This window comes from Tardiphaga sp. (assembly GCF_041424195.1).
Classification (GTDB): Bacteria; Pseudomonadota; Alphaproteobacteria; order Rhizobiales; family Xanthobacteraceae; genus Tardiphaga.
The window spans coordinates 16,348-27,868 of sequence record NZ_JBGMOE010000223.1; the positions used below are offsets into that span (position 1 = coordinate 16,348).

Here is an 11,521-nt window from a genome sequence, read left to right on the forward strand (position 1 = left end):
AGATACCCGATCTTCGTCATCGCCCCGAGCGACGCTGGCGAACTGCATCTTCGTAGACGTTTTTCATGCGGGAGAGAAACCGCTCCCGGCCATATTCTTCGTGAGCACGCTGGCGCCCTGCATCGCCGAGGCGCTTGGCGAGCGACGGATCGCCGAGAATGCGCTCAAGCGCCGATTTTAGGGCTGCGATGTCATCGACTGGCACGGTGATTGCCTCCTGACCGTCCCTGGCGACATGCGGAACGGCTGTTGGCAGGGCGGTATTCACGATAGGCAATCCAGCGGCCATCGCTTCGAGCTGAACAATACCAAACGCTTCAGCGGGTGTCACTGAGGGGAATGCGAAGACGCATGCGGCGTACAGATGGGCCTTGACCTCGCTCGTCGGTATCCGGCCGGCGAATGTCACCCGATCTGAAACCTCTAGCCTGACGGCCATCTGCTCCAGCTCGCTGCGCAAATCGCCTTCACCAATGAGAACCAGCTGCGCATCCAGTTCGCTGAGCGCAGCGATCAAGTGTTTGAAGCCTTTGTAAGGTACGAGGCGACCAATTCCGAGGATCATCCGAGGATACCGTTGCTTCAGTTCTTCCGCACGGGCCCGTTCTTCAGGCGTGCAACTGCTCCAGGCGTCAACGTCTGCGCCGTAGGGAACGACGACCCATTTTTCGCGGAAGTTTGCCAAGATCGGTGAGCTCTGCGCCGTCGATTCATGGCTGACGATGATTTTGTCGGCGCGGCGCAGCGTCGCCATGATCGCCGGCGTGACCAGCTTGCTGAGCAGCGAAAAGCCGATGATGTCGGCGTGCCAGTAGACGATCAGCGCCGTGCTTGCGGGCAGATGGGCAACTGCCAGGTCCGAGAGCGGGAAGGGAGCATGATGGACGACAACGTCGCAGGACTTCCCATGCTGTAGCAGTCGAAGTGGGAATGTTGGAGCCAACGGCGTCGAAAACAACGTTCCGAGCGACGTCACGGCTTCCACGGGGATGCCATCGTGCTCGTATTCGCGTGATAAGCCCTTGCGGCGAGCGACGAGGATAGCATTGTCGATCTCATCGCGCGGAAACTTGCACAGCTCGGCGATCACGAACGGGATGCCACCATCCATGTCGGGCCGATAGATCTTGTAGCTGTGAAGGACTTTCATGATGCGATGTTTCAGTCGGAGGCGGACTATCCTATCCGAGGGACGTCCGCCACGAATGGCTTCAGACGGAGGAGAGCAAAAAAGCGAAGCGTCTGTTGCAGGGATCGCGCGGGGCCGGACCCTCTATGACGATCGAGAGTGCTTCAAGCCATGTGTGGAAGCGACCAGCCGTCATTCCCGGCGCGTGAAATAGCGGAAGCCGTGGGTCTTGATCAGCTCGTCACGTTTTGCGAGCTTGAGATCTTCAGTCATCATCTCGGTCACGAGTTCTTCGAATGTGGTCTTCGGATGCCAACCGAGCTTCTGCTTGGCCTTCGAGGCGTCACCTAGCAGGGTCGCAACTTCGGTGGGGCGGAAGTACCGGGGATCGACGGCAACGATACATTTGCCGGATGCGGCATCGTAGCCCTTTTCATCGATGCCGGTGCCTTCCCAACGGATCTTGAGATCGATCGCGGCGGCGGCGAGGTTGACGAAATCACGCACCGAATGCTGGACGCCGGTCGCGATCACGAAATCTTCCGCAGTCTCCTGTTGCAGCATCAGCCACTGCATTTCGACATAGTCGCGGGCGTGTCCCCAGTCGCGCTTGGCGTCGAGATTGCCGAGATACAGCCGCTCCTGATGACCTAGGTGGATGCGCGCAAGTGCGCGCGTGATCTTGCGCGTGACGAACGTCTCGCCGCGCAGGGGGGACTCGTGATTGAAAAGGATGCCGTTGCAGGCATAGATGCCGTAGGCCTCGCGGTAATTGACCGTGGTCCAGTAGGCATACAGTTTTGCGATTGCATAGGGCGATCGCGGATAGAAGGGGGTGGTCTCCTTCTGGGGAATTTCCTGCACCAGGCCATAGAGTTCCGATGTCGATGCCTGGTAGAAGCGGGTGGTCTTTTCGCGCTTCACTATCCTGATAGCTTCGAGCATGCGGAGCGCGCCGAGCGCATCCGAATTGGCGGTGTATTCCGGCTCCTCGAACGACACGGCCACATGGCTCTGGGCCGCGAGATTGTAAATCTCGTCAGGCTGCACCTCGGCAACAATCCGGACCAATGCAGAGGAATCCGTCAGATCGCCATAATGCAACGTGAGGTCGAAATTCTGCTCGTGCGGGTCGAGATAGAGATGGTCGATCCGATCGGTGTTGAAGAGCGAGGCCCGCCGCTTGATACCGTGTACCGCATAGCCCTTGGCCAACAGGAGTTCCGCAAGATAGGCGCCGTCCTGGCCCGTGATACCGGTGATCAATGCGGTTTTAGAAGACATGGTGCAAGCCGCTCTGCTAAGGGAGATTGGGTCTCAGATTGTTGCGATGGGAGCTGTCGACTGCAACCCCAGTGAATAGTCAATTTGCCAGTCAAATCAACTATTTTGATCGGACCGGCACGCCTTAGCATGGCGATCAAATCCCATGCAATCCCACTGATTTTTTACCTGTGAGCATATCCGCGGAGCCCATAAGCAGGTAAGGCTTCGCGGCAGATTGTGCGAATTTGAGGGCGGCTGGGCCGGAGCCTGTCCGCAATCCGGAATACCGAGAGAGGCGATGCCGTCCCAATTTGAAACTGTGTACAGGAGCCGCAAGGTACTGGTCACCGGCCATACCGGGTTCAAGGGGGGCTGGCTGTCGAGCTGGCTGCATCTGCTCGGTGCCGACGTCTACGGCATGAGCCTCGAACCGGACACGACTCCCAGCCTGTTCAACGCGATAGGCCTTGGCGATCTGATGCGTTCGGAGATCATCGATATCCGCAATGCCGCCGATGTCAGGCAGGCCGTCGAGGCTTGTGCACCGGAAATTGTCTTTCACCTCGCCGCGCAGCCGCTGGTCCGCAAGTCCTACAGCGACCCAATTGAAACATTTGCGACGAATGTCGTTGGCACTGCGGCTGTGCTCGATGCCTGCCGACAATGCAGCTCAGTGAAAGCGGTTGTCTGCGTGACAACCGATAAGGTCTATCTGAATAAGGAAGAAAATCATCCTTATGTCGAGGCTGACAGGCTGGGCGGGCTCGACCCCTACAGCGCCAGCAAGGCCTGCGCGGAGCTGGTTGCTTATGTGTACCAGCGCAATTTTCATCGCGCTGGTGGTCTGCCTCTGATCGCGACAGCCCGTGGCGGCAATGTTGTCGGGGGCGGGGACTGGTGCTCGGACCGGATCATTCCGGATATTGTGCGTGCGTTGGCGGCGCGGCAACCGCTGAAGCTGCGCAATCCTGCCGCCGTGAGGCCCTGGCAGCATGTTCTCGAGCTGTGCGAAGGCTATTTGGAGCTGGGCGCGCGACTATTTGCCGAAGAGCGCGATATCGCAGACGCCTGGAATATCGGCCCGATGGCTGAAAGCACACTGACCGTCAGCGAACTCGTCAAGCTGGCCTTGACGTTGTGGAAGCTGCCCGAGCATCCGGTGGAAGTGGAGCGCGCGGCGCTGCACGAGGCGCAGTTGCTGCGCCTGAATATTGAGAAATCGCTCCAGCGCCTGAACTGGCGACCGCGCCTCTCGGTCAGTAAGACGCTGACCTGGACCGTGGACTGGTACCGGGATTACTATGAAGCTCCTGCACGCGCACGCGATATGACATTCGCGCAAATCAAATCGTTCCAGAACATGATGGCGCCGAACCGTTGACCCATTCCGGCGCAGTTCTGATAACCGGAGCGACCGGCTTCATCGGTCGCCACTTGGCCCGGCATCTGGCGGGGCTGGGCTATGCCGTCACCTCGCTGCAGCGCTCCGATACTCCCGTCGATGGTGTGAGCGCGACCATCGTAGTGCCGGAATTCGAGCCGCCGGCGATTGCGCATGCCTTGTCCGGCCGGACCTTCGATCTCGTGTTCCATCTGGCTAGCTATGGCGTCAACCCTGCCGAGCGCGACGCAGAGGCCATGTTTCGGGTCAATGTCGATGTGACGCGGAGTTTGGTGCAGCAGGCCAAACTCTGCGGGGCGAAGGCTGCGGTCATCAGCGGCAGCGGAGGCGAATACGACCTCGCGGGCGTCACCAGTCCGGTGACGGAGCGGCAACCTCTTGAAACGTTCAAGCTGTACGGGGCTTCCAAGGCCGCCGCGAGCCTGTGCGCGCTGGCCATGGCGCGAGATCTCGGTTTGCCCCTTGTCGTGGGGCGGCTGTTTGGCGTATTTGGCCCCGGAGAAGCGCCGCACCGGCTCCTGCCCAGTCTGGTGAATAGTCTACAGAACAATGAGCGCGTGCGGCTGTCGGCGGGCCTGCAGCGCCGGGATGCGCTATATGTCGACGATGCCGTTGCTGCCCTGATCGAACTGGCGCTGTGCGTCAAACGAGAGCCGCAGGTCGTCGTCAATATCAGTTCGGGGGATGCGCAGACGGTGCGCGCGTTTGCCGAAATGGTTGCGGACACATTGCAGGCGCCGCGATCCCTGCTTGGTTTCGGCGATATCGACACCAGGCCGGACGACGTTGCCTGTTTTGCAGGCGACCCGCAGCGCCTTTTTGAGCTTACGGGCTGGAAGCCCGTTCACACATTGGCGAGCGGGATACGTGCGGCAATCGACGGTATGACAATTCGAGCGAGAGCATGAACGGTACTGCTGAGCAAATACAACGGCGGCTGATTTCTATCTCGGTACCCGTTCTCAACGAAGAGGGAAATATCGACCAGTTGATCCTGCGTCTGCAGGGCGTTGCCCGCGATAATCCCGCATATGATTTCGAGTTCGTCGTCACCGACAATGCCAGTACCGATGAAACATTTGCGAAGCTCGCCGAACATGCGGTAGCAGAACCTCGGCTTCGCGTGTTCAAGTTCTCGCGTAATTTCGGCTTCCAGCGCTCGATCCTGTTCAATTTGCTGAATACCCGAGGCGATGTCGCCGTTCAGGTCGATGCCGACCTGCAGGATCCGCCCGAACTGATCACGCAGTTTCTCGAGAAGTGGGAGCGCGGTTTCAAGGTCGTTTATGGCATCCGCCGCAAGCGCAAGGAAAATCTCGCGTTGCTGTGGGCGCGTAAGATACACTACCGGCTGTTGCGAATGCTGAGCGAAGTCGAAGTCCCTGTCGATGCGGGCGATTTCCGCCTGATCGATCGTTCGGTCATCGAGCACCTACGCAGCTTCGAGGATCGGTCGCCATATCTTCGCGGAATCATCGCGTCGATCGGCTATGCGCAGGTCGGCATCGTCTATGACCGTGCAGAGCGAACCGTCGGCAAAAGCAAGTTCAATTTCTTCAAGCTGCTGACGCTATCGATCGACGGCGTGTGCAGCCAGTCGACGAAGCCGCTGCAATACATCACGATGTTCGGCTTCGCAGTCTGCGGCATTTCAATCCTGCTGATGGTCGTGTATCTGATTGACTATATCTTCACCAGCGGAACCGATCCGCGCGGCTTTACGACGCTAGTTCTCCTGACCTTGGCTTCCATCGGGCTGAACGCAGCCTTCGTCGGGTTACTCGGCGAATATATTGGCCGAATATTCAGCACCGTACGCGGCGGTCCCGTTGCAATTGTCTCCGACCGCATCGATTCCTTTGCTATCGAGCATGAAGAGAACACGGAGATTCAATCCAAATGAAGGCCATTATTCTCGCCGGCGGATTGGGCACCAGACTCTCGGAGGAGACCGAGCTCCGGCCAAAGCCGTTGGTCGAGATCGGCGGCCGCCCCATTCTCTGGCACATCATGAAAATGTATGATGCAGCCGGCATCAGGGATTTCATCATCTGCGGTGGATACAAGGCCTCGATGATTAAGCGCTACTTCGCGAATTATCGTCTTGAAGAAAACGACATCGAAGTCGATACGCTGTCCGGCAGTATTCGCTATCTGTCGACTACGGTGCAGGAGCATTGGAAGGTGACAGTGATCGATACGGGTATCGAGACCATGACGGGCGGGCGGCTGCAGAAGGTCTGTCATCTGGTGCAGGGCGGCCCGTTCTGCGTGACCTATGGCGATGGCGTTTCGGACATCGATATCGCTGCGCTGATCGACGCGCACAAGAAGCACGGCAAGCTGGCTACCATCACTGCGGTACCGAGCCCGGGTCGCTTCGGCATTCTGGACATCAATGCAGGTGGCGGCGTTGATGAATTTCTGGAGAAGCCACATGCGGAGATGGGCTGGATCAACGGAGGCTTCTTCGTTCTGCAGCCGGAAGCGCTCAATTATATCGAGGATGAGACCACGATCTGGGAGCGCGAGCCGCTCGAGACGCTGGCCAAGGACGGACAACTGGTCGCATACCGACATTCCGGATTCTGGAAACCCATGGATACGCTGCGCGACAAGCGTGAGCTTGAGCAGCTTTGGTCCGAGAATCCTCCGTGGAAGAAGTGGTCGTAGGATCACGCCATGAGTGCCCCAGAATTTGATCCGTATAGCAACGACTACAAGTCCCTCGTTAACGACTCGCTGGCGTTTTCGGGGCTGAACGTCGATTACTTTACGCGGGTTAAGGCGGAGTATCTGAAGGACATTCTGCTCACGACCTTTGGCAAGACAGAGGTCGACGTCCTAGACCTCGGCTGCGGGATCGGGAACTATCACGCACTGCTCCGGCCTTCGCTCCGGTCGCTTGCGGGCATCGACGTCTCGAGCGAAAGTATCAAGATCGCCGCGACTAGAAATGCCGATGTGAACTACAAGGCGTTCGATGGCTCGGATATTCCGTTCGCCGAAAACTCGTTCGACGTCGTGTTCGCCGTCTGCGTGTTTCATCATATTCCCGTCGAAGCGCGGGCGGTGCTGATCGAAGACGCTAGGCGCGTGCTGCGCGATGGCGGCATCTTCGTCATCTTCGAGCACAATCCTATCAACCCGCTGACGATGCGCGTAGTCAATCGTTGTGTGTTCGACAAGGATGCCATCCTCTTGAAGAGCGCTGAAGCTGAAGGGTTGCTCGCGAATGGCGGCTTCAAGGACGTGCGATCGCGGTTTATCCTGACGATACCATCGTTCAACAGAGTGACGCGCGTGCTGGATCAGTCGTTTGGGCGGATCCCGCTGGGCGCCCAGTATTTCTCGATGGGCCGCATCTGATGCCCATATCGAGCGCGGCCGATCGCCACCGTTTGGGCCTGCTCCTCGTGAGATTCGCCATTTCCGGTCTGTTTAATGGTGTGGCCTATGCCGCTGGCTTTCTTTTCGCTCAGAAATTTCTGAATCTTCCAAGTTTTGCTGCGTCGTGCGTCGGCTACCTCGCGGGCCTTGCGACGGGCTTTCTAATGCACAGGAATTTCACGTTTCTGGTTGGCGGTTCCTGGAAGCGCCAGATGGTCAAATACGGCGTCGCCCAGGCCGGGGTGATGTCGGTTGTATCCGGGGTCTCCTACATTGCCGCCAATGTCCTGCAATGGCCGACCTATGCGGTCATCGCCTCGGGGATCGTCGTGGCGCCGGTCCTGACATTCACGCTGTTGAATTACTGGGTCTTTCCACCTAGAACCGACGCGGCTTTCCAAGGACGATGAAGTGACTGATCTGCGTGAACTTCTGGCGATTCCTCAAATCTATCAAGGCTTTCAGAGGGCCGGTGGCTTCTTTGGCGCGCGCCTGGCCGCGATGCAGAGGTATCTGCCCATCGCGGAGGATACCCGGATCGTCGACGTTGGTTGCGGTCCCGGCTACTTGCGGGATTTTCTGCCGAGATCCTCTCAGTATTTCGGCTTCGACACCGACGAGCGCTACATCGCGCGCGCGCGAAAAACGCAGCAGCCACAGGATCGCTATCGTTGCCAGATCTTCGACGAGGCTGCAGCGACCGAAGTTGCTCCTGTCGATATCATCATGATGAACGGGTTGTTGCACCACCTGACCGACGACGAAGCACGCAATCTTCTGACGGCGTCCGTCTCCGCGCTGAGCCCGGGCGGCCGAATTTTCACGCTGGACGGATGCTATATTCCCGGACAGACGCTGTTCCGGAAGACGCTGCTAGACTGGGATCGCGGCCAGTATGTCCGCACTGCTGAGCGCTACAAGGCGCTCTTCCCGGGCGCCGCCGTATCACTATCAGCGTATGTCGATGAAGACCTGTCGCGGATCAGCTATACGTTTCTGAGTATAGTTGCGACTAAACACGGAACGAGTTGAGTTCGGCGACGTCAGTGGCGTGGTGTCGGCGTTCTTTTCGATCGACATTCTCGCGCTGAACGACCGCCGAAACAGGACCTGAAGACGACAAGGTGACTATGACGCGGACCTCCTTCTTGCCATCCTTGCTTCCGGCCTCCGGCGGGTCTCGCGTCATCCTTGCTCTGTTCGCCATTCTTCCGATTGTCGTGGTTCTCGCGAACTATGAGGTGCTGGGCAATCGCGTCGGGGATATCGACACCTGGTTCTATTACGGCCACTTCACGTCGCTGGGGCAGTACCGCAATGTGGATGCCTTCATCGGCAACAACTACTACCAGACCCGGCTGCCATACCTCATTCCCGGCTACATCGTCTTCTCGCTGTTCTCCGAGACGTGGGCCAAGTTCATTCTGGCCTACCTGAGCTATGCGGTGACGACCGCCAGTTTCTATTATCTCGTCGCTGCGAATTTTGATCGCCAGAAGGCGATGCTGGTCACTGCGCTGTTCGCGACGGATGTTTTCTTCGTTCGCGGCTATGGTTGGAACTATGTCGATATTGGCGTTCTCGCTTATTTCAACATCGGTATGGCCGCGCTGACGTGGGCGGGCAAAGAGCAGGCGGGGCGTTTCGTCAAACTGGCGCTGGCGGGATTTGCCTTTGCCTGCATGTTGTTCATTCACTTGGGCTCGATCATCCTCGCTGCGCCTGCATTGGCCTATGTCTGGTATCGCATACCGGAGGCACGCACACGCCGGGGCATGAACTGGACCATTGCCGGGATCGTGGTCGGCGCCGTCATTGCGCAGTTGCTGTTCGGCATTCTGAACAAGGCCATCTGGGGCAGCCGCTTCTTCTTTCTCGTTGAGCAACTGGCGGTCGGCAAGATCGAGTTGAAGACGAATCCAAGCTGGGAATCCCCATTTGCGCTGCTGCGGAACGGTCCCTGGGTCACCGTCCACTTTGGCATCTGGCTCGCATCCGTAGCGGCGCTGATCCTCAACCTGCTCGGCCGGGTGCGCTTCGAACGTCCAGCCATCGTCTGGCTGTTGTGTGTCGTCGTCCTCTATGCGGCACTGTTTGCGGTCGATGCGGCGGGCTTTTCGAACTTCACCATGCGTGAAGGTTTGCGCATGACCTTCTTCCTGACAGCTTCGTATTTCTGCCTGCCGTTTCTCATCGAGGCGACGCTACCGCGCTGGGCTACCAGTTCCGTGGTTGCGATCTGCGTCCTAGCGCTAGCAGCCAATCTGCGCCTGCATCTCGATGAGCATCTCGTCGATGGACGCATTCTGGCGGCGGTGATCGCGCTGGCTCTCAGTCTGGGATTCTATGTGCGGCGGGCAGCGATCATGGCAGCCGCGCTGGTTGTCGTCATTGCCGCGCGTTTCTTCATTGTGTGGCCGTTCGCACAGAACGAGACGATCTATCAGGCCCATGCGCTCATTCAGTCGCTGGCCGGAAATGACCTTCCGCGATTCATTACGTCGGACAAGGATCCGCTCTATGGGTCTATTCTTGCCTGTGTGATCAGCACCTTCACCGAGCGGGCATGGTGGATGCACGGACAGAATTTTCCGGAGCTTCCGCCGCAGGCGATGTGGAACAAGAGCAAGGTGTTTCTGCTTAGCTCGACCATCAAGGATCCCACTGAGGCCGCGCGCTTGCTTGGGCCGAACGTGGACAAGATCGAGCCGATCGCGTCGTTCCGTCTGGGCGCATCGAGCAATACATTTTATGTGTCGCAGTTCGAGGTAACGAACCGGATCGGCTTTCCCGCCGCTTTCGCAAAGTATCAGGGACAGAGTTCTGCGATCCCGGCAGCTGCGCTTCCTTCGACGATCGAGGGAGATTCTATCCGGAGTAAAAGCCGCCTGGCGGACGGCAAGTCGAAAGCGGGCTATCTCACCTTCGGGCCCTATGCATCACTGTCGCGCGGAAAATACAGGTTTGTCTTCAAATACGGCCCGAGCTCCGGTCAGCAGGAATGGGACGTGGTGGTACCGGATGGCGGCAAGGGCATGCGTACATTGGCGAAAGGCATGTTTGCCCCAACCGACAATGTCGGGCAGGAGGAGACGGTCGACGTCGATCTTCCCATTGACGTGATCAATCTTGAGACCCGGGCGCACTTTGCGGGTAGCGGTACGCTGGGCGTTTCCGCGATCGGCATCATTCCGCTAGACTGACGAGACAATGCAGGTCCTCCTGGTCCTGAGGCGATCAACTGTGAAACGCTGAAAATGTTGAACCCGGATTTCGATCGGAACGACCGTTGAGCAAGACAGCTTTGGTGACCGGTGCGTCCGGACAGGACGGCAGCTATCTGACCGAGCTGTTGCTTGAGCGTGGCTATCACGTGCACGCACAGTCACGCGGTCCGGCCGGGGCTGTCGAATCTCGACCGGCGATCACCTGGCACACTGGCGACATCGCTGACAGCGAATTTCTGAAGCGATTGATCGGCGAGACCTCGCCCGATGAAATCTATAATCTTGCAGCGATCACGCGCCCTGGATTGTCGTGGCAGTATCCGGAGCAGACGGCAGTTCTGAACGCTCTGGTGCCGCAGCGCATTTGCGGCCTGCTGGCTCAGACAGGTTCGTCATGCCGGCTGTTTCAAGCCTCGACGTCTGAAATGTTCGATGGTGAACATGGGCAAGCCCAGAGCGAAACCACGCCGTTTAATCCGCAGTCGCCCTATGGAATATCGAAGGCATTCGCGCATCGGACCGTCGGTGCATTTCGCAAACAGCGAGGTTTGCACGCGTCATGCGGCATCCTGTTCAATCACGAAAGCCCACGTCGCGGGCTCAGTTTCGTGTCGCAGAAAATCGCCCATGCGGCGGCGGCCATCTCGTTGGGAATGCGGGAGACCCGTGAGCTGGATGAGCACAAGCGGCCGATCGTTGCCGAAGGCAAGCTGCATCTCGGCAATATCCATGTTCGCCGGGATTTCGGCTTCGCTGGCGATGTCGCGGCGGCGATGCATCTGATCGTTACCAGCAACCAGCCGGACGACTACATCATCGGCACCGGCGAGAGTCGCTCGATCGCGCAATTCTGCGAGCAGGCGTTTCGCCATGTCGGCCTCGATTGGGAGCACCACGTGGTCGTCGATCGGGCGCTGGAGCGCAACGTCGACACACCCTTTACCCAAGCCGACGCGTCGAAGCTGACTGCGCGGCTTGGATGGAAGCCGAAAGTCAGTTTCGATGCGCTGGTCGAAATGATGGTGAATGAGCGGATCCGCGTCCTGCGAGGCGGCTAGAGCGTTTCACGTTTTTATTGAAGCGTATCCGGCGTTGGCAAAGTAGTTT

The 11,521-nt window shown here is 58.4% G+C and carries 11 protein-coding genes; 9 read left to right on the top strand and 2 right to left on the bottom strand.

The window, feature by feature from the left end; all coding sequences use genetic code 11:
• Window positions 1-16: 16 nt before the first annotated feature.
• Window positions 17-1,150: a glycosyltransferase gene (locus tag ACEK02_RS30460; protein ID WP_371425164.1), complete on the bottom strand. Its 1,134-nt coding sequence runs from the start codon at window positions 1,148-1,150 to the stop codon at window positions 17-19.
• Window positions 1,151-1,321: 171 nt separating this feature from the next.
• Window positions 1,322-2,413 (bottom strand): GDP-mannose 4,6-dehydratase, encoded by a 1,092-nt coding sequence (gmd, locus tag ACEK02_RS30465; protein WP_371425166.1) that lies wholly within the window; start codon window positions 2,411-2,413, stop codon window positions 1,322-1,324.
• A gap of 217 nt (window positions 2,414-2,630) precedes the next feature.
• Between gmd and rfbG the strand changes: the two genes are divergently transcribed.
• The 9 genes from rfbG to ACEK02_RS30510 all read left to right on the top strand — a co-directional run bounded on the left by rfbG (window position 2,631) and on the right by ACEK02_RS30510 (window position 11,472).
• Entirely contained in the window at window positions 2,631-3,776 is a 1,146-nt protein-coding gene (gene rfbG / locus ACEK02_RS30470) for a CDP-glucose 4,6-dehydratase (RefSeq protein WP_371425168.1), read from the top strand.
• Window positions 3,773-4,705 (top strand): NAD-dependent epimerase/dehydratase family protein, encoded by a 933-nt coding sequence (locus ACEK02_RS30475; protein WP_371425170.1) that lies wholly within the window; start codon window positions 3,773-3,775, stop codon window positions 4,703-4,705. Before rfbG ends, ACEK02_RS30475 begins: the two co-directional genes overlap by 4 nt.
• A complete protein-coding gene (locus tag ACEK02_RS30480; protein ID WP_371425172.1) occupies window positions 4,702-5,700 on the top strand; it encodes a glycosyltransferase family 2 protein in 999 nt (332 codons plus the stop codon). The genes ACEK02_RS30475 and ACEK02_RS30480 overlap by 4 nt, the downstream gene beginning before the upstream one ends.
• Window positions 5,697-6,470 (top strand): glucose-1-phosphate cytidylyltransferase, encoded by a 774-nt coding sequence (gene rfbF, locus ACEK02_RS30485; protein ID WP_371425174.1) that lies wholly within the window; start codon window positions 5,697-5,699, stop codon window positions 6,468-6,470. The genes ACEK02_RS30480 and rfbF overlap by 4 nt, the downstream gene beginning before the upstream one ends.
• Before the next feature lie 9 nt (window positions 6,471-6,479).
• Window positions 6,480-7,166, top strand: coding sequence for a class I SAM-dependent methyltransferase (locus tag ACEK02_RS30490; RefSeq protein ID WP_371425176.1), 687 nt, complete (start codon window positions 6,480-6,482; stop codon window positions 7,164-7,166).
• Window positions 7,166-7,597, top strand: a complete 432-nt coding sequence (locus ACEK02_RS30495) for a GtrA family protein (protein WP_371425178.1) — start codon at window positions 7,166-7,168, stop codon at window positions 7,595-7,597. Before ACEK02_RS30490 ends, ACEK02_RS30495 begins: the two co-directional genes overlap by 1 nt.
• A gap of 1 nt (window position 7,598) precedes the next feature.
• Complete coding sequence (locus ACEK02_RS30500) at window positions 7,599-8,219, top strand: class I SAM-dependent methyltransferase (protein WP_371425180.1); 621 nt, start codon at window positions 7,599-7,601, stop codon at window positions 8,217-8,219.
• 116 nt (window positions 8,220-8,335) lie between these two features.
• A complete protein-coding gene (locus tag ACEK02_RS30505; protein ID WP_371425181.1) occupies window positions 8,336-10,390 on the top strand; it encodes a hypothetical protein in 2,055 nt (684 codons plus the stop codon).
• Window positions 10,391-10,476: 86 nt separating this feature from the next.
• Window positions 10,477-11,472, top strand: coding sequence for a GDP-mannose 4,6-dehydratase (locus tag ACEK02_RS30510; protein WP_371425183.1), 996 nt, complete (start codon window positions 10,477-10,479; stop codon window positions 11,470-11,472).
• Window positions 11,473-11,521: the final 49 nt, after the last annotated feature.

Bases quoted from the DNA above. Each gene is read 5' to 3' on its own strand.
- ACEK02_RS30490 (WP_371425176.1), top strand. From the start codon at position 6,480: ATGAGTGCCCCAGAATTTGATCCGTATAGCAACGACTACAAGTCCCTC.
- ACEK02_RS30495 (WP_371425178.1), top strand. From the start codon at position 7,166: ATGCCCATATCGAGCGCGGCCGATCGCCACCGTTTGGGCCTGCTCCTC.
- gmd (WP_371425166.1), bottom strand. From the start codon at position 2,413: ATGTCTTCTAAAACCGCATTGATCACCGGTATCACGGGCCAGGACGGC.
- ACEK02_RS30460 (WP_371425164.1), bottom strand. From the start codon at position 1,150: ATGAAAGTCCTTCACAGCTACAAGATCTATCGGCCCGACATGGATGGT.
- rfbF (WP_371425174.1), top strand. From the start codon at position 5,697: ATGAAGGCCATTATTCTCGCCGGCGGATTGGGCACCAGACTCTCGGAG.
- ACEK02_RS30480 (WP_371425172.1), top strand. From the start codon at position 4,702: ATGAACGGTACTGCTGAGCAAATACAACGGCGGCTGATTTCTATCTCG.